Annotated in this window: 1 protein-coding gene; it reads right to left on the reverse strand. The window is 74.5% G+C overall.

Going from position 1 to position 20,788, the window contains the following annotated elements; genetic code table 11:
* Positions 1 to 19 precede the first annotated feature (19 nt).
* The gene (locus IT780_RS24500) at positions 20 to 20,767 is read right to left on the reverse strand and encodes a non-ribosomal peptide synthetase (RefSeq protein ID WP_199513991.1); all 20,748 of its coding nucleotides are present in this window, start codon (positions 20,765 to 20,767) and stop codon (positions 20 to 22) included.
* Between the last annotated feature and the right edge of the window lie 21 nt (positions 20,768 to 20,788).

Genomic DNA, 20,788 nt, shown 5'->3' on the forward strand with positions numbered 1-20,788 from the left:
GGCCGCCCCTGTCGCCGTGTCAGGTGCCGAGAGCGGGCGCGAGCAGCGGGCCGAGCTTCTCCAGCGTCGCCGGGTCCAGCAGCTCCGAGTGCGCCACGGGCAGCTCATGAACCTCGAGGCCGGCGGTGAACGGGCGCCACGCGGGTGCGGCCGGTCCGGCGAAGCCCTGCTCCGGCACGGTGGCCTCGACGAAGAAGACGTTCCCCGGGTACGCGGGCAGCTCGGCGTCCGCCATCAGCGCGTCGGCGGCGAGGTAGCTCTCCAGCACCCGCCCGATCTGCTCGTCGGTGAGGGCGGCCACGGCACCCCCGCAATCCCGGACGAACGCGACCGCCTCCGGCAGCGTCAGCTCGCCCGGAACCGTGTAGCCCATCTCGGTCAGCAGGGCCGCCACCGTGGACGCCCCGGCGCCGTCGCGGCGGGCGTCGAGCATGCCCACGAACGTCACCTCGCGGCCGCGGGCGTGCAGGTCGGCCGCCATGGCGAGGGCGACGGCACCGCCGAAGGACCAGCCGAGCAGGCGGACCGGCCCGGCCGGCCACGCGGCCTCGACCCGGTCGGCGTGCGCGGCGGCCAGCGCGGTCAGGGACGCCGGCCGGTCCCCGCCGGAGAGCAGCGGCGACTGCAGGCCGATCAGGGGTACGCCGAGATGCCGCTGGAGCCCGGCGAACTGCCAGCTCAGCCCGCTCGCCGGGGCCACGCAGAACAGCGGCGGCCCGTCGCCCGCGGCAAGGTGGAGGACCGGTGCGAGCGCGTCGCCGGGCGGGGCGTCCCCGGCCAGCAGCCGCGCCACTCCGGCAACGGTCGGTGCCGTGAACAGCCGGGACACCGGGATCTCCGCGCCCAGCTCCTCCCGCAGGGCGGTGGCCAGCCGTACGAGCAGCAGCGAATGCCCGCCGAGCGCGAAGAAGTCGTCGTCGGCGCCCACCGCCGCGACCCCGAGCACCCGGGCGACGATCCGCGCCACCGCCTCCTCCGTCCGTGACCGTGGCGCGGTGGAAGTGACCGCCGCGACGCCGGCCGCGGGCAGCGCGTTGCGGTCGACCTTGCCGTTCGGGGTGAGCGGCAGCTCGTCGAGGACCTGGCACACCGCGGGGATCATGTAGCCGGGCAGCGCCGACTCGAACAGCGCAGCCAGCGACGCCCGGGAGAACCGCGGGGTCGTGGTCACGTACGCGATCAGCCGGTCCCCGCGCGCGACCACGACGGCCCGGGTGACGTCCGGGTGGGACAGGGCGACCGCCTCGATCTCGCCCAGCTCGATGCGGAAGCCGCGGACCTTCACCTGGTGGTCGGTGCGCCCGAGGTAGTCCAGGCGCCCATCGCGCCATCGGGCGAGGTCCCCGGTGCGGTACAGCCGGCCGGGGCCGTACGGGTCGGCGACGAACCGGGACGCGGTCAGCCCCGGCCGCCCGAGGTAACCCCGGGTGACCTGGGCGCCGCCGAGGTACAGCTCCCCCGCCACCCCGGGCGGTACGGGCTCCAGCCACTCGTCGAGCACGTGGGCGGTGGTGCCGGGCAACGGGCGGCCGATCGAGCCGTCCCAACCGGCGTCCACCTGCTCGGCGGTGGCCCACACGGTGACCTCGGTGGGGCCGTACAGGTTGACGACCGCGGCGGCGCGCTCGTGCAGGGCCCGGGCGAGCGGGACGGGCAGCGCCTCGCCGCCGACGAGCGCCCGGACGCCGGACAGGTCCACGTCGGACGCCTCCAGCAGCGCCGCCCAGAGCGACGGCGTCGCCTGCATCGCGGTGATCCGCTCGGTCTCCAGCAGCCGGGCCAGCAGCAGCGGGTCGCGTACCTGCTCGGGGGTGGCGAGAACGATCGTGCCGCCCGCGCGCAGCGTGCCGAGCAGTTCCAGCACCGAGATGTCGAAGGACAGCGTCGTCACCGCCAGCAGGCGTTCGCCGGGTTCCAGCGGGAGCGCGGCCAGGAACGCCTCGCGATCGCGGTGGGTGACGACGACGCCCTTGGGACGCCCGGTGGATCCGGAGGTGTAGATGACGTACGCGGCGGTGCCCGGGTGCGGGGTCACCTCCGGCGCGGGCGCCGGGGCGACGCCGGCGAGGAAGGACTCGTCGATGATCACAGCGGGCCGCGCGTCCTCGATCATGAGCTGCCGCCGGGCCTGCGGGAAGGCGGGGTCCAGCGGAAGGTAGGCGGCGCCGGCCTTGCCCACGCCCAGCACCGCGACGACCAGGTCGGCCGAGCGCGACAGGTGGATGCCGACGATGCTCTCCGGCCCGGCACCCCGGGCGGCGAGCGCCGCGGCCACCGCGTCCGAGGCCCGGTCGAGGTCCGCGTACGTGTATCGATGCCCGTCGGCGACCAGCGCGACATCGTCCGGCCGCGCGACCGCCGGGGAGCCGGCCGGCGTGACCGGCTGCCGGTCCAGCTCGGCGAGGTCCGCGGGCGTGAGCACCGGCACCCGGGAGACGGGGACGGACGGGTCTTCGGCGACCGCAGCGAGCAGCACGCCGAGGCGGTCGAGCAGCCGGGACGCCGTGGCGCCGGCGAACCGGGCCGCGTCGTACTCGCAGGTGACCTCGAGGCCGTCGGCGCCGCCGTCGACGAACGTGACGTTGAGGTCCACCTTCGGATCGGCGGCGAACCCGGGCGCCTCCAGCAGGGGCAGACCCAGCAGCGGGCCGTCGCCGCCGGGCCGCGGGAAGTAGCCGATCATCACCTGGAACAGCGGGTTGCGACCCGGCACCCGCGGCGGGTTGACGAGCTCCACGACCTGCTGGAACGGCACGTCCGCGTGCTCGTACGCGGCCAGGTCGGCGGCGCGCACCCGGCGCAGCAGCTCGGCGAAGCTCGGCGCGCCGGACAGGTCGGCGCGCAGCACGACGGTGTTGACGAAGAACCCGACGAGGTCGTCCAGGGCGGCGTCGCCGCGGCCGGAGGTGGGGCTGCCGATCGGGATGTCGGTGCCGGCGCCGTGCCGGTGCAGCAGCGTGGCGAGGGCGGCGTGCAGCGCCATGAACAGGCTCGCCGACTCCGCCGCGGCGAGGTCCCGCAGCTTCTCGGCGAGCGCGGCCGGCAGGGTTGTCGTGACCACCCCGGCCGGGCTGCGGGTGGCCGTACGCGGCCCGTCCGCGGGCAGGCTGATCTCGTCGGGCAGGCCGCGCAGGGCGTCGCGCCAGAAGTCGCCGGACGGCTCGGGCAGCGCCAGGACGTAGTCGGCGTACTGCACCGGCAGCGGCGCCCAGCCCGGGGCGTGACCCGCGAGACGTGCGGCGTACGCGGTGTCGAGGTCGCGCAGCAGCGGCCGGTCGGACCACTCGTCCATGGCGATGTGGTGCAGCACGAGCGCGAGCACGCTCGTGGCGCCCTCGTCGATCACGGCGGCCCGGATCGGCAGGTCGGCGGCCAGGTCGAACGGGCGCGCGACCAGGTCGGAGACGGTCGTGCCGGTCTCCACCGGGACCGCCGGCGGCGGCGGGAGGATGTGCTGCGCGGACGAGCGGATCACCGTGCGCAGCACCTCGTGGCGGGCCACCACGTCCGCGAGGGCCCGGGACAGGGCGGTCAGGTCGGGGTGCCCGCCGAGCCGGACGAGCAGCGGGTAGGTGTAGGCGCTCGAGCCGGGATCGAGCTGGTCGAGCAGCCACAGCCGCTGCTGCGCCGGCGAGAGCGGCAGGACCTCGGGCCGCTGCCGGGCGGTCAGGGCGGCACGCGCCGGGCCGGTGGTGGCCCGGGCGAGGCGTTCGGGCGTACGCGCATCGAACAGCGCCCGCAGCGTCAGGTCGCCGCCGAGTTCCGTACGCACCCGGCCGAGCAGCCGCAGGGCGGTCAGCGAGTGCCCGCCGGCGTCGAAGAAGTCGTCCTCCACGCCGAACGACGGCAGGCCCAAGACCTCGGCGAAGAGGTCGCAGAGACGGCGTTCCCGGTCGTCGGCGGGCGGCCGCGACGACGTCGCCACGGGCGTGGCGGCCGGCAGCGCGGCGGTGTCGAGCTTGCCGTTGACGGTCAGCGGCAGCCCGTCGAGCACCCCGTACAGGCTGGGGACCATGTAGGACGGCAGCCGGTCAGCCACCGCGGCCCGGACGTCCGCGGGTCTTGTCTCGCCGACGAGATAGGCGTGCAGCTGTCCGTCGCGCGCCACCACCGCCGCCTGCCGCACGCCGGGCACCGCCGCGACCGCGGACTCGACCTCGCCGAGCTCGATCCGGTAGCCGCGGATCTTCACCTGGTCGTCGCTGCGCCCGAGGAAGTCCAGGTTGCCGTCCGGACGCTCGCGGACGAGGTCGCCCGTGCGGTAGAGCCGGGTGCCGTCCGGCCCGGCGACGAACCGCGAGGCCGTGAGCCCCGGACGGTTCAGGTAGCCGCGGGCCAGCCCGGCGCCGCCGATGTAGAGCTCACCGATGACACCGGGCGGTACGGCACGCAGCCAGCCGTCGAGGACGTACGCGGTGGTGTTGAAGATGGGCTTGCCGACCGTGGGCGTCGGGCTGTCCATCGTGCCCGCGCCCAGGGTGTTGATCGTGTACTCCGTGGGGCCGTACAGGTTGTAGCCGATCCCGCCGAGCCGCGACCAGACGGCGTCGCTGACCGCCTCGCCGCCGAGCAGCACCAGGCAGGGCCGGTGGTCGCCGTCGAGCAGCCCCTCGTCCAGCAGCGCCTGCGCGTAGGTGGGCGTCACGTTGATGACGTCGACCCGGTGCTCGGCGCAGTACGCGACCAGCGCCCGCCCGTCGCGCCGCAGCTCCTCGTCGGCGATGTGCACGTGGTGCCCCTCGACCAGCCACAGCAGCTCCTCCCACGACATGTCGAAGGAGAAGCTGACCGTGTGCGCGATCGTGAGGATCCGCCCGCCGGCCGCGGCCACCGTGGGCCCGAAGATCTCGGCGCGATGGTTGAGCTGCATGTTCGTCAGCCCCCGGTACGGCGTGACGACACCCTTCGGCCGACCCGTCGACCCCGAGGTGTAAATAACGTACGCAGGATAGTCCGGATGTACCGACGTTACTACCGGCCCACCATCCACGGCCAGCCCGTCCAACGAAGACACCACCAGCAACGGCTGGGCGTCCTCGATCATCACCTGCCGCCGCTCAGCCGGCAGATCCAGATCCAACGGCAGGTACGCCGCCCCCGCCCGCAACACCGCGAACAGGGCGACCACCATGTCGATGCCCCGCGGCAGCGCCAACCCGACGATCTTCTCCGGCCCGGCCCCACGCGCGATCAGCCCACGCGCCACGGCGTCGATCCGGGCGTCCAGCTCGGCGTAGCTGAGCGTGGTGCCGTCGTGGGTGAGCGCGTCGGCGTCCGGCGTACGGGCCGCCTGCTCGGCCAGCATGTCCGCGATCGTGACCGCCGGGATGCCGGCCACGACACCGGTCCGCGGCGCGGGCGTGGGCAACTCGATCGATGCGACGCTCGCCTCCGCGTCGAAGCCGGTGAGTACCGCGTGCAGCCGGTCCAGCAGGGACTGCGCCTGCTCGGCCGGAACCACGTCAGGCCGGTACTCGAGCCGGACGCACAGCGCCCGCCCCGGAGTGGCCACCCAGGTCAGCGGGTAGTGGGTGGCGTCGACCGCCTCGACGCCCACGATGCCGTGCTCGGCCTCCAGGTCGTCGAACGTGTCGTCGGCGAGGAAGTTCTGCAGCACGTACAGGCTGTCGAAGAGCGGGCCGCGACCCACCGCGCGCTGGATGTCGCCCAGGCCGACGTACTCGTGGGCCATCAGGTCGAGGCGCTCGGCCTGGACCCGCCGCAGGACGTCGCCGACCCGCTCGGCCGCGTCCAGGGTGACGCGCTGCGGCACGGTGTTGAGGAAGACGCCGACGACCTCCTCGATGCCGTCCAGCTCGGTCGGGCGCCCGGCCACGGTGGTGCCGAAGACCGCCTCGGACCGGCCGGACGCGTGGCCGAGCACGATCCCGAGCGCGGTGCTCAGCACGGCGTTGAGCGTCACCCCGGCCGAGCGGGCCTGCTCGGTCAGGTGCGCGGTCTCCTCCTCGGTGAACCGCACGGCGAGGCTGCGGGCGAGGACCGGATTGGTGCCGGCCGCCTCCGGGTGGAGGATCGTCGGTTCCGCCCCGGCCAGGGCATCGGCCCACGCCCGCAGGGACGCCGCGGTGTCCTGCCGGTCGATCCACGCGAGGTAGTCGGTGAAGCTCGCGCTCCTGTGCGGTACGGGCCGGCCGGCGTACGCGCCGAACAGGTCCCGCAGCACCAGTTCCCGCGACCACCCGTCCCACAGCAGCAGGTGGTACGTGAACAGCAGCCGGTCCCGCCCGCCCGGCAGCCGTACGACGGTGAGGCGCGCGAGGGGCGGCTCGGCGAGGTCGAACGGCCGGCTCCGGTCGGCGGCCATCACCGCGTCGAGGTCGGCCGGATCCTCGATCACCTCGACGGTCACCGGGACCGAACGGCGCAGCAGGGCGACCGGCCTCTCCCGGCCGGCGTCGGTGAACGCCAGCCGGGCGGCCGGGTTGGCGTCGAGCACGGCCGCGAAGGCGCGTTCCAGCGCGGGCACGTCGAGGCGGTGGTCCACGTCGAACGCGTTCTGCGCGATGTAGACGTCCGCGTCACCGGCCAGCCTCGCCTGGAAGAACAGGCCCTCCTGCAGCGGGGACAGCGGCCACTCCCGCTCGTCGGCCGGGGCCAGCGCGGCGGCCCAGCCGTCGGCGATCGAGCGGGTGGCGTCCAGCCCCAGACCCTCGTCGGCGTACGTGAGCACGGCCCGCAGCTCGCCGCCGACCGCCGCCACGTTGATCTCCAGCAGGTACGGCGTCCCGAGGTCGTCGTCGGGGCGTACCCGGACGTCCGCCTCCTCGTCCGCGCCGAACCTGCCCAGGTAGTTGAAGAGCACCTGCGGGGTCCCGAGCCGGGCCAGGGCCGCGGCGGCGCGCGGGTTCAGGTAGCGCAGGAGGCCGTACCCGAGCCCGTCGCCCTGCGGCAGCTCCGGCAGCCGGACCGGGGCGATCGAGGTGAACCAGCCGACCGTACGGGTCAGGTCCGCGTCCCGAATCGGCTCGCGGCCGTGCCGTTCCAGGTCCACGACCAGCTCGGCCTCCTCGCCCCGCCAGCGGTTCACGGCGGCGTGCAGCGCGGTGAGCAGGGTGGCGGTGACGTCGCCGGTGAGCACCGCCGGGTCGACCGGGAAGCGGAGCTCGTGGTCCCGGGTCTGCCCGACGGTCAGCCCGAACGTCACCGCGTCCGGCTTCAGCTCCGCGCCCGGGGCGAGCGTCCGCTGCCAGTGCGGGAACTCCGCCAGGCGCGCGGCGGTGCCGGCCTCCTCGGTGAGCGTACGGGCGAACGACCGCAGCGACGTCCCGGCGGGTTCCAGCTCGCGGCCTTCGTACGCCTGCCACAGGTCCTCGCCGAGGATCTGCCACGAGACACCGTCGACGACCAGGTGATGCGCGATCAGCAGCAGGCGGTCCTGGTCCGCGAGGAAGACGGCTTCGAGGACGCGGCCGGCATCGGGGTCGAGCCGGCCCACCGCCGCCTCGGCCTCCCGCCGGATCAGCTCGGGGTCGACGCCGTCCACTGTGGTCAAAGTGACCGACCCGGTCGCCCGCACCTCCTGCGACCACAGCATCGGCGCCGGGCGGCTCAACGTGAGCCGGAGCGCGTCGTGGTGGGCGACGAGCCGGTCCAGCGCGGCCCGCAGCCGGGCAGCCGTCGCACCCGGCGGCGTCCGCAGCACGTTCGCCTGGTGCAGCCGGTTGATGCCGCCGCCCAGCTCGGCGAGCCGGTGCACGATCGGTAGCAACGCGACCTCGCCCACGCCGTCGGCCGCCTTCGCCGGTGCGCCGGACTTCTCCGGCACGGATGCCAGCGCGGCCGGGGTGCGCTTGAGGAACACGTCGCGCGGTGACAGTTTGATGCCGCTGCGCTTGGCCCGGTTCACCAGCTGGATCGCGACGATGCTGTCGCCGCCCAGGGCGAAGAAGTCGCCGTCCGCCGGGACCCCGTCCAGGCCCAGCACCTCGGCGAACAGCTCGCGCAGCGCGGTGACCGCCGGGCTCTCCCCCGCCGCCTCGACCGGCGCGGCGACGGTCCGGGCCGGGGCCGGCAGGGCGGCGCGGTCGAGCTTGCCGTTGACGGTCAGCGGCAGGGCGTCGAGGGTCACGAACGCCGCCGGGACCATGTAGTCCGGCAGCACGGAGGCCAGGTGCGCGCGGATCGCGTCCAGGTCCGGGCGGCTGCCGGCCCGGGCCACGAGGTACGCGACCAGCCTGCCGTCGCGGACCACCACGGCCGCGTTCGCGATGCCGGGCAGCGCCAGCAGCGCCGCCTCGATCTCGCCCGGCTCGATGCGGTAGCCGCGGACCTTCACCTGCTGGTCCGAGCGGCCCAGGTAGACCAGCTCGCCGTTCTCCCAGCGGGCCAGGTCGCCGGAGCGGTAGAGGCGGCCGGGGCCGTACGGGTTCGCGACGAACCGCGACGCGGTCAGCGCCGGGCGGTCCAGGTAGCCGCGGGCCAGCTGGGCGCCGGCCACGTACATCTCGCCGGTCACCCCCTCCGGCACCGGCTGCAGGTACGCGTCGAGCACGTGGACGGCCAGCCCGGGCAGCGCGCCGCCGATGACGCTGGGCCGGGTCACGTCCGGGGGGTCGAGCTCGCGGAACGACACGTGCACCGTGGTCTCGGTGATGCCGTACATGTTGACCAGCACGGGGCCGGCGTTGCGCTCGTACCAGGGGGCGAGGCGGGACGGGTCGAGGGCCTCGCCGCCGAACACGACGTAGCGCAGCGGCAACCGGTCGGGCTCGGCCGCGTCCGCCTCGATCAGCGGGTAGAACGCGGACGGGGTCTGGTTGAGGACGGTCACCCTCTCGTCGCGCAGCAGCGCCCGGAACCGCTGCGGGTCGCGGGCGACGTCGTGCGGGACGAGCACGAGGCGACCGCCGTGCAGCAGCGGGCCCCACAGCTCCCACACGGAGAAGTCGAACGCGTACGAGTGGAACATCGTCCAGACGTCGTCCGCGCTGAAGTCGAACGTACGGTCCGCGGCGGCGAAGAGCGCCCGGACGTCGCGGTGGGTGACCACGACGCCCTTCGGCCGGCCGGTGGAGCCGGAGGTGTAGATGACGTACGCGGCGTTGTCCGGGCTCACCTCCACGGCAGGGCGGGTCTCCGGGCGGCCGGGCGCGTCCACGCCGATGCCACCCTCGCCGATCACGCAGACCGGTCGCGCGTCGTCGAGGATGTACCGCTGCCGGGCCTCCGGCGCCGCGGCGTCGACGGGCACGTAGCAACCACCGGCCTTGACCACGGCCAGCAGCGCGACGATCAGCTCCTCCGAGCGCGGCAGGCTCACCGCCACCCGCGACTCGGGCCGCACGCCGCGCGCGACGAGCTCGTGGGCGAGCCGGTTCGCCCGCGACTCCAGCTCTGCGTAGGTCAGGTGACCCACGGCGATCGCGTCCGGGGTCTCGAGCGAAATGTCCAGAATGCCGTCGATGCCGTGCCTCTGCGAGGTGACGCCGACGGTGCCGCCCAGGGACAGGAACGAAACGGGACGGTCCAGGCCGTCGATGAGCTGGTTCAGGAGCGCGGCCACCTGACGGACGAGCCGGTCCGCGGCGGCGGCGCCGACGGCCGCGTCGTACTTGACCTCGAGGGTGAGGCGGTCGCCCGGGAACGCGACGAGGGAGACCGGGTAGTGCGGTGAGTCCGTACCGGTGAAGCCGCGCACGCGGAGGCCGCGCGAGTCGCCCCCGGTGACCGGCGGGAAGTTCTCCACCACGACCATCGAGTCGAACAGCTCGCGGACCCCGGTGAGGCGGTTCAGCTCCGCGAGGCCCACCTGCTGCACGTCGAGCACGTCGGTCTGCTGCTCCTGCAGGCGCCTCAGCACGTCGCCGACGGGCTCGTCCGGGCGCCACGCCATCGGAACGGGCACGGTGTTGATGAGCAGGCCGACGATCGACTCGACGCCGGGCAGGTCGCCGCCGCGGCCGGAGACGGTGGAGCCGAACACCACCCGGTCGCGGCCGAGCAGCCGGCCCAGCAGCAGGCCCCACGCACCGTGGATCAGCGTGCTGACCGTGATGCCGTGGGCCCGCGCGACCCCGGCCAGCGCGTCGGCCCGGTCCACGTGGGCGAACGCGCTGTCGTGGCGCGAGACCTCGGTGACGTCCGGGTACAGCATGGCCGGTTCGACGCCGTCGAGGGCGGTGCGCCAGGCGGCCCGGGCGGTGTCGCGGTCGCGGGTGACGACCGACTCGACGTGGTCGCGGAAGGTGCTCACCGGCTCCGGCAGGCTCCGGCCGTGGTACGCGGCAACGATGTCGGAGAACACCAGCGGGTACGACCACCCGTCGGCGAGGAGGTGGTGCATCGTCTCGATCAGCCGGTGCTCGGTGGCGCTCAGCGAGACGAGCGCGTAGCGCAGCACGGGCGGCCGCGCCAGGTCGAACGGCTGCGCCAGCTCCTCCGCGGCGACCTCCGCCAGGCGCTGCGTGTCGCCGGTCAGGTCCACCTCCCGCCACGGCACCTGCACGTCCGCGGCGATGACCTGCACGATGCGGCCGTCGCGGGTCTCCCGGAACGAGGCGCGCAGGGCGGCGTGGCGGCGTACGGCGGCCTCCACCGCGGCGCGCAGCCGGGCCGGGTCCACCGCGCCCGTCAGCTCCGCGACCTGCTGGACGGCGTACGTGTCCACGCCGGAGGTGACGGCGTGGAAGTACATGCCCTCCTGCAGCGGCAGCAACGGCAGCACGTCGGCGGCGCCCGCGAACGCGTCCACGTCGTCCTGGGTCAGCGCGACGAGCGGGAAGTCCGACGGCGTGTGCCCGCCGACGTCCGTCACGGCCAGCTCCCGCAGGACGGCGGTCCAGTGCTCCGCGAGCGCGACGATCCGCTCCTCCGGGAACAGCGCGGACGGCCAGGACAGGGTCGCCTCGAACACGTCGCCGGTCGCGTGCGCGTTGATCTCCAGCGGCATCGCCGGGTTGGCGGGGTCGACGCCCTCGCGCAGCGGCGCGGCGGGACTCCAGTCGCCCCCGTCGTCCGCACCGAAGCGGCCGAGATAGTTGAACAGGATTTCCGGCGCCGGCCCGAAGTCTTGGCCGTGCAGCCAGCGCAGGGAGCCGTACCCGAACCCGCCGTCCGGGACCGCGCGCAGCTGCTCCTTGACCGCGCGGGCCGCCGCGGCCAGGTCCGTCGTGGTGCCGGGCTCCAGGCGTACGGGGTGGATGGCGGTGAACCAGCCGATCGTGCGGGACAGATCCAGGTCGCCGGTGCGGCCGTGGCCCTCCAGGCTGACCAGGACCGGCGCGTCGGTCCCCCGCCACCGGTTCACGGCGACGGCGAGGGCGGTGAGCAGGACGTCGTCGACGCCGCCGTACAGCGACGCGGGCACGGTGGTCAGCAGCGGCACGGTCACGTCGGCGGGCAGCGTCACAGTGACCGAGCGGACGGTCGCCGCGGTGTCGGTCGCCGGGTCGGCGGGACGGTCGCCGAGCAGCGGGCGAGGCTCGGCGAGCGTCGCGCGCCAGAAGTCCTCCTGGCCCGCGTACGCCGGCTGGGACGCCGCGAAGGTACGGAACGACGCGCCGACCGGTTCGAGCTCCTCGCCACCCCAGGCGCGACGCAGGTCGTCGGCGAGGATCCGCCACGAGACGCCGTCGACGACGAGGTGGTGGATGACCAGCAGCAGGGTGCGCCCGTCCCAGGCGGCGCGCAGCATGACGCCGTTGGCCGGGTCGAGGCGGGCGACCTCGGCGGCCTCGTCGCTTCCGCCCTCGCTGATCAGCCCGGCGGCGCGCAGGCCGGGGGCGGGAACGTGCAGGGTGCCGTCGAAGGTGGCGCGCAGCAGGTCGTGCCGGTCGAGCAGCGCCTGCAGGATCTCCTCGAGGCGGGCCCGGGTGAGCGCGGCCGGGGTGTGCCAGGCCATCGACTGGTAGAAGTGGCCCAGCGGCGTCGCCGACGTCACCGTCTCGGCCAGCATCGGCGTCAGCGCGATCTCGCCCAGGCCGTCGTCGGCCACGGTTTCCACGGCCGCGGCGGGAAGGGCGGCGGCGAGCGCCTGGACGGTACGGCGGCGGAACACGTCCCGGGGCGTGACCCGCAGCCCGGCCGCGCGGGCCCGGCCGGCGACCGCGATGGACGAGATGCTGTCCCCGCCGATCGCGAAGAAGTCGTCGTCGATGCCGACACCCGGCAGCCCGAGCACGTCCGCGTAGATGCCGGCGAGCGCGCGTTCCCGCTCGTCGCGCGGCCCACGGGCGGCCATCAGGATCGGCGTCGCGTCCGGCAGTGCGGCGGCGTCCAGCTTGCCGTTCACCGTCAGCGGCAACGCTTCCACCGCCGCGTACAGCGACGGCACCATGTAGGACGGCAGCCGCTCCGCCACGGCCGTCCGGACGTCCGCCACGCTGACGTCACCGACGACGTACGCGTGGAGCTTCCCGTCCCGGGCGAGCACCGCGGCCTGCCGGACGCCGGGCACCGCCGCGACCGCCGACTCCACCTCGCCCAGCTCGATCCGGTAGCCACGGATCTTCACCTGGTCGTCGCTGCGCCCGAGGAAGTCCAGGTTGCCGTCCGGGCGCTCGCGGACGAGGTCGCCGGTGCGGTACAGCCGGGTGCCGTCCGGCCCGGCGACGAACCGGGACGCGGTCAGCGCGGGGCTGCCGAGATACCCGCGGGCCAGTCCGGCGCCGCCGATGTACAGCTCACCCACGACACCGGGCGGTACCGGACGCAACCAGCCGTCGAGCACGTACCCGACGGTGTTGAAGATCGGTTTGCCGACCGTGGGCGTGGCGCTGTCCGCCGTACCCGCGCCCAGGGTGTTGATCGTGTATTCGGTCGGGCCGTACAGGTTGTAGCCGAGCTCCCCGAGTCGCGACCAGACGGCCTCGCTGACCGCCTCACCGCCGAGCAGCACGAGCCACATCCGGTGCCCGTCCAGCAGTCCCTCGTCGATCAGGTGCTGGGCGTACGTCGGCGTCACGTTCACCACGTCGATGCCGCGCGAGCGGCAGTACGCGACCAGCGCCGTCGCGTCCCGCCGCAGCTCCTCGTCGCAGACGTGCACCTCGTGGCCCTCGACCAGCCACAGCAGCTCCTCCCACGACATGTCGAAGGAGAAACTGACCGTGTGCGCGATCCGCAGCCGCTCGACGCCGGCCGCCCGGGCCCGCGCCACGGTCGGCCCGAAGACCTCGGCACGATGGTTGAGCTGCATGTTCGTCAGCCCCCGGTACGGCGTGACGACACCCTTCGGCCTACCCGTCGACCCCGAGGTGTAAATGACGTACGCAGGATCGTCCGGATGTACCGACGTTACTACCGGCCCACCATCCACGGCCAGCCCGTCCAACGAAGACACCACCAGCAACGGCCGCGCGTCCTCGATCATCACCTGCCGCCGCTCGACCGGCAGATCCAGATCCAACGGCAGGTACGCCGCCCCCGCCCGCAACACCGCGAACAGGGCGACCACCATGTCGATGCCCCGCGGCAGCGCCAACCCGACGATCTTCTCCGGCCCGGCCCCACGCCCGATCAGCCCCCGCGCCACCGCGTCGATCCGGGCATCCAGCTCGGCGTAGGTCAGCCGCTGGATACCCGACACGAGGGCGGTGAGGTCCGGGGTCCGCCGGGCCTGGGCGGCGAGCATGTCGGCGATCGTCTCGCCCGGAATGTCCGTCGACCGGCCGCGCAGCGCGTGGTCCTCGGCGGTGATGACCGAGCCGGCAGGCACGTCCAGCCCGTCGGCCAGGGTCCGGAGCACGGCCGCCAGCTGGTCCACCATGGACCGGGCCTCGGCCTCGGTGACCACGTCGGGGCGGTACTCCAGCTTGACGCGCAGGTTCGCGCCCGGCGTCAGCACCCACGTCAGCGGGTAGTGCGTGGTGTCGGTGTACTCGACGTTCACGATGCCCTGGGCGGCCTCGAGGTCGTCGAACGTGCTGTCGCCGAGGAAGTTCTGCAGCACGTACAGGGTGTCGAAGAGCTGCTCGTGCCCGGCCGCGCGCTGGATGTCGCCCAGGCCGAGATACTCGTGCGGCGCCAGGTCCAGCCGGTCCCGCTGGGCGCGGCGGGCGAGATCCGCGACGGTGTCCGACGGGCTCGCGGCGACCCGGGCCGGCACGGTGTTGAGGAACAGCCCGATGACGTTCTCGATGCCGGGCAGCTCGGTGGGGCGGCCCGCCACGGTCGTGCCGAAGGTGACGTCCCCCCGGCCGGTACGGTGCCCGAGGACGAGCCCGAGCGCCACGGTGAGCACCGAGTTGAGGGTGATCCCGGCCCGGCGTGCCTGCTCGGTGAGGCGGGTCGTGACCGCGGTCGGGAGCGCGGCGAGCACCCGCTCGGACAGCATCGGCGCGCGTCCGGCGGCCTCCGGCACCACGATCGTCGGCTCGCCCGTCCGCGCTGCCCAGGCGGCCGCGGACGCGTCCCGGTCCTGGGCGTCGATCCAGGCCAGGTAGTCGGTGAAGGACGGGCCGCCGGCGGGCAGGGCGCCCCGGGCGCCACGCGAGTCGTAGAGCGCGAACAGCTCGCGCAGGACCAGCTCGCGCGACCAGCCGTCCCAGAGCAGGAAGTGGCACGTGAGCAGCAGCCGGTCGGTCCCGTCGGGGTTGCGGACCACGGTCAGCCGGATGAGCGGCGGCTCGGTGAGGTCGAACGGCTTCTCCCGGTCCTCGGCCGCGACCGCCTCCGGGTCGCCCTCGACCACGGTCACGGTTGCCGGGACGCGAGCGGCGATGTGCTGCCGCGGGCGCGGCTCGCCGACGAACGCGGCGCGCAGGGTCGGGTGCCGGTCGAGCAGGGCGGCGAACGCCAGCTCCAGCGCGGGTACGTCGATCCGCCGGTCCAGGTCGAACACGTTCTGCGCGATGTACGTGGCCGCGCCGTCGGTGAACGTGGCCTGGTAGTACACGCCCTGCTGCAGCGGGGACAGCTCCCACACCTCGCCGGGCTCGTCCGCGGCGATCGCGGCGGCTGTACGGTTCTGGAACACGTCCTGGATGGACACGTCGATGCCGTCGCGGGCGAGCAGATTCACGAGGCGGATCGCGGTGATGCTGTCACCGCCGCGCGCGAAGAAGTCGTCGTGCACCCCGACCGTCGCGGCGCCCAGCACCTCGGCGAAACGGGCCACGACCTGGGCCTCGCGCGGCGTCCTCGGCGGTTCGGCCACCGTGGCGGCCGGGTCCGGCAGCGCGCGCCGGTCACGCTTCCCGTTGGGCAGCAGCGGTACGGCGTCCAGCACGGTGACCGTCGCGGGCACCAGGTACGCCGGCAGCTCGCCGCGCAGCGTGGTGAGCAGGGCCTGCGGGTCCAGCCGCTCCCCCGGCTCGGGCACGACGTACCCGTGCAGGGTGTTGCGGCGCGCGACCGCGACCGCCTCCCGCACGCCCAGCCGCCGCAGCAGCGCGGCCTCGACCTCGGCGAGCTCGACGCGGTGACCGTTGACCTTCACCTGGTCGTCGTTGCGGCCGAGGAACTCGACCCGGTCGCCGATCCAGCGGCCCAGGTCGCCGGTGCGGTAGAGGCGCTCGCCCGGCAGATGGGGGTCGGCGACGAACCGGGCCGCGGTCGCGCCACCCTGCCCCCGGTAGCCGCGGGCGAGCTGCACGCCGCCGACGTAGATCTCGCCCACCGCGCCGGGCGCCACCGGCTCCAGCGCCGCGTCGAGCAGGTGGATGCGGACGCCCGGAACAGCCCGGCCCAGCGTGACGGTTCCGCCGGGCGTGACGGTTCCGGCCAGCACGTCCCCGGTGTTCTCCGAGGCACCGTACGAGTTGACGATCTCCGCGTTCGGCGACGCGGTGGCCAGTGCGGCAACCGTGGCGGCGTCCAGCGCCTCGCCGCTGGTGATCCACCGGCGCAGCCCGCGGACCTGCTCCGGAGCCGTCTCGGCGAGAGCGGAGGCGAGGCTCGGCACGGCCAGCAGCTGCGTGGCGCCGGACTCCGCGACCAGCCGGGCCAGCGCGGTTCCGTCGGTCGCGGCGGTCTCGTCGGCGATCACCACGGTGGCGCCGGCGACGAGGCCGCCGAGCAGCTCGGTGGTGCCATCGATGAAGCTCATCGAGCTCTTCGCGACCCGCACGTCGCCGTCCCACCGCTCGCGTGCCCAGGCAAGACGGTTGGCCAGGCCGGCGTGGGTGCCCACGACCGCCTTCGGGCGCCCGGTCGACCCGGAGGTGTAGACGACGGACGCCGCGTCGAGCGGTCCGATCTCGACGGCCGGCGCCGCGCCGCGGGCGGTCCGCAGCCGCAGGGACGGCAGGTCGTGCGGGGGCAGTGCGCGCCCGGCGGCGTCGTCGGTGAGCACGCACACCGGCCGCGCGTCATCGAGCATGAACTCGATCCGCGCCGCCGGGTACGCCGGATCCACCGGCAGGTACGCGGCCCCCGCGCGCAGCACACCGAGCAGCGCGACGGGCAGGTCGGCCGTACGCCGGGTGGCCACCGCGACCACGTCCCCGCGGCGTACCCCGGCGGCGTGCAGCGCGGCGGCGACCGAGCCGGAACGGGCCCACAGGTCCGCGTACGTCAGCTCGGCGGCACCGCTGCGCACGGCGATCCGGCCGGGCTCGACCGCCCCGATCAGGTCGGGCACCAACGTCTCGGCGCGGGCCGGTCCGCCCCTGCCGAGCGCGAGCACTTCGGCGCGTGAAACGTCGGAGAGCAGGTCGATGGCGGCGACCGGGGTGTCGGCAGCCGCGGTGAGCACGCGCACGTACTGGTCGAGCAGACGCGCGGCGACGGCCGGGTCAAGCCGGTGGGTGAGCGTGACGGTGACGGTGTCCCCCGGCGTCACCATCAGCGTCGCCGGGTAGTGCGGGGCCTCGACCACGTCCACGCCGGTGATCCGCAGCCCGTCCGCGGCCGGAGCCGACGCAACCGGATAGTTCTCGACGACCACGAGCGTGTCGAACAGCTCGGGCAGCCCGGTCCGGCGCTGGATCTCGGCGAGCGAGGTCTGCTCGTGCTCGACCACCGACCGCTGATCCGCGGCGAACCGGGACAGGACGTCGGCCAGGGTCTCCGAGCCGGACCAGCGGACCCGGGCGGGCACGGTGTTGAGGAGCAGCCCCACCATCGCGTCGATGCCCGGCAGGTCACCGGAGCGCCCGGCCACGGCCGAGCCGATCACCACATCGGTGCGGCCGGTGACCCGGCCGACAAGCACCCCCCAGGCGGCGGCGAGGACGTTGCCGGTCGTCACGCCGAGCCGCCGGGCCACGGCCTGCACGGCCGCGCCGTCCACGGTGGCCGTCACGCTCGCCGCGGGGCCGTTCGCGCCGGGTGCCAGCAGGGTCGGCTCGGTCACGCCGTCGAGGAGGCGGGCGTACGCGTCCGGGTCGCCCTCGCCGCGCCGGGCCAGGAAGTCCCGGTACGGCGGCGCCGGCGGCAGGGGCTGTCCGGCGTACCGGGCGAGCAGGCCGGTGAGCATCAGCGGTACGGACCAGCCGTCGGCGACGATGTGGTGCACGGTCTGCACGAGGACGTGCCGGTCGGCGGCGAGGCGGACCAGCGCGTACCGCATGGCCGGTGGGCGGGCGAGGTCGAACGGGCGGGCGCGCTCGGCGGCCGCAACCCCCGATCCGACCACCCCGCCGCCACCCACAAGCGGACTAAAGGCCGTCTCCACGTCGCCGGTCTCGACGTACCGCCACGGCGTCTGGACCGGGCCGCCGAGCATGGCCACGACCTCACCGTCACCGGTCGCCCGGAAGGCGGCCGCGAGGTTGGGGTGGCGGTTGAACAGGTCGGCGGCGGCCCGGTGCAGGCGGTCGGCGTCGAGCGGGCCGTCGAGGTGGATCAGCTGCTGGACCACGTACGGGTCGGCGCCCGGCGCGTACGTGGCGTGGAAGTACAGCCCGGCCTGCAACGGGGTCAACGGCAGCACGTCGCGCACGTCCGGCCCGAGCGCGTCCACGTCCGGCTGGGTCAGGCGTACGAGCGGGAAGTCCGATGGCGTGTGCCCGGCCACGTCGGGGTCCGCGGCGATCGCCGTGAGGAGTTCCGCCCAGCGGTCCGCGTACGCCTGAACTGTCTCGCGTGCCAGCGCCTCGCCCGGCCAGCTGAACACGGCGGACAGCTCGGCGCCGACCGTGACCGCGTTGACCTCGAGCGCCCGGGGCAGCGGCATGCGCGGGTCCCGCCGCTCGACGACCACCTCGCCGTCGTCGAAGCGGCCGAGGTAGTTGAACAGCACCTGCGGCTGGACGGCCAGTTCGTCGTGGCCGTGCAGGAAGCGCAGGACGCCGTACGAGATGCCGTTGCGGGGAACGGCCCGCAGCTGCTCCTTGACCGCCTTCACCGCGGCGGCCGGCGCGAGCCCGGTGACATCGAGCGGCACCGGGAAGAGCGTGGTGAACCAGCCGACCGTCCGCGACAGATCGAGATCGGCCATGTCCTCCTCGCGGCCGTGCCCCTCCAGCTCCAGCAGCAACGGCTCGTCCGGCGAGACCGCCAGCGCCAACGCCGCCACGAGCGCGTCGTTGACCCCGCCATGGATCGCCGCGGGTACGGCGCTCAGCAGCCGCTCGGTCACCTCGGCGGGCAGGGTGACGGTCAGCGTCTCCTCGGTGGCCACGGTGCCGGTGGCCGCCGGCAGGCCCACCCGTGTCTGCGCCGCCCGGGTCCAGAACGGCAGATCCGCGCTGACGTCGGCCTCACGCAGCGCCGTGGCCCACTGCCGGAACGAGGTGGGCGCCGGGGCGATCGGCAGGCCGCCACGCAGGTCTTCGGCGAGCACCCGCAGCGAGACGCCGTCGGCGATCACGTGGTGCAGGGCGACGATCAGCTCGCCGCTCTCCGGCAGATGCGAGAAGGCGGCCAGCCGTCCGGTGCTCAGCCGGGCAACCGTCGCCTCCAGGTCCTCACCGGTGCGCAGCACGTCCGCGGCTGTCAGCTCACCGGCCGGGCGGACCGTCAGCACGGCGCCGTCGATGCTCGCCCGCAGCACGTCGTGCGCTTCGAGGAGGCCGTCGATCACCGCGGCGACGTCGCCCGCGGGCGCGGGCAGGGTGACGGCCTGGAAGAAGCCGTCGAGCCCGTTCCCGACCTCGTCCAGCCAGGCCAGGATCGGCGTCGGCGGGACCTCGCCGACCGCGTCCACCGCGGCGGCCTCCGGCTCGTCCTCGGCCACCACCAGGGCGAGCGCGGCCGGGGTCGGGTGGGCGAAGAGGTCGCGGGCCCGCAGCGAGAAACCGGCCCGGCGGGCGGCCCGGACCGCGCCGATGGCCACGATGCTGTCGCCGCCGAGCGCGAAGAAGTCGTCCTCCGCGCCGACCGCGTCGAGACCCAGCACGGACGCGAACACCTCACACAGCCGCGCCTCGGTCTCGGTTCGCGGGCGTCGCGACCGCGAAGGGCCCAGCACCGGGACGGGCAGGGCGCGGCGGTCCACCTTGCCGTTCGCCGTGAGCGGGAACGCGTCGAGGACCACGAACGCCGACGGGACCATGTACTCCGGGAGCCGGTCGGTACACCAGGCGCGCAGCTCCTCGGGTGTGGCGGGGGCGGACAGGGTCGCGTACCCGATCAGGTGCCGCTCGTGGACGGTGACGACGGCCTGGCGCACCGCGGGGTGGGTCGCGACGGCGGCCTCGACCTCCTCGAGCTCCAGCCGCATGCCGCGGATCTTCACCTGGTTGTCGGCGCGCCCGACGAACTCGAGGCTGCCGTCGCCGGTCCACCGGGCCAGGTCACCGGTGCGGTACATGCGCTCGCCCGGGGCGCCGAACGGGTTGGCGACGAAGCGGGAGCCGGTCAGCGCGGGCGCGTTGACGTACCCGCGGCCGAGCAGGAAGCCGGCCGCGTACAGCTCGCCGGTGACGCCCGGGCCGACGGGGTTCAGGTCGTCGTCCAGGACGTGCAGCTGCGTGTACGGGTTGGGCCGCCCGATCGACGTGGCGATGCGCTCGGCGGAGTCCCGGTAGACGACGTGCGAGACGCCGATCGTCGCCTCGGCGGGGCCGTACCCGTGGTAGAGCGTCGTGGTGAGCTGAGCGCGGAAGCGTTCGAACAGCTCCGGCGTGAGCACCTCGCCGCCGCACCACACGTGCCGCAGCCCGTCCAGCAGGTGCGTGCCCCGGGCGAGCTGGAGCAGCACGTCGAGCATCGAGCTGACCAGGTAGACGAAGGTCACGCCCTCGGTCGCGATGAGGTCGAGCAGGTACTGGGGATCCCGTTCACCGCCGGGCTCGGCCACGACGACGTACCCGCCGGAGACCAGCGGCAGCAGGATCTCGTTGACGCTGATGTCGAACGACAGCGGCGCCTTGAACAGCGCGGCGTCGCCGGGTCCGAAGTGCAGGATCTCCTCGCGCTGCCAGCGCAGCCGCTCGTGGATGGCCTCGTGCCGGATCATCGCGCCCTTGGGCCGGCCGGTGGAGCCGGAGGTGAAGATGACATACGCGAGCTGCCCGGGCGCGACGGCCACGCCGGGTGCTGCGGCGGTGCCGGCCGGGACGTCGGCGACGGTCAGGACCAGTTTTGCCCGGGCGTCGGCGAGGACCTGCTCGCGGCGGCGGTCCGGCCAGGCCGGGTCGACCGGGACGAACGCCCCGCCCGCGACCATCGTGGCCAGCACCGCGATCACCATCTCGGCCGAGCGCGGCATGCCGATGCCCACCACGTCCTCCGGCCCGACGCCGCGTTCCCGCAGGTCCCGGGCGAGCGCGTAGACCCGGCCGCTGAGCTCCGCGTACGTCAGCCGGGTCTCGCCCGCGACGAGCGCGAGGGCGTCCGGGGTCCGGGCCGCCCGGTCCCGGAAGGCCTCTACCACCGTGGCGGTCGTGGCGGGGCGGGTGGGGTCCTGCAGGCCGGCCGTCATCCGTGGCGCACCTTTCGACGT

The organism is Nucisporomicrobium flavum (assembly GCF_016464385.1).
GTDB lineage: Bacteria > Actinomycetota > Actinomycetes > Mycobacteriales > Micromonosporaceae > Actinoplanes > Actinoplanes flavus_A.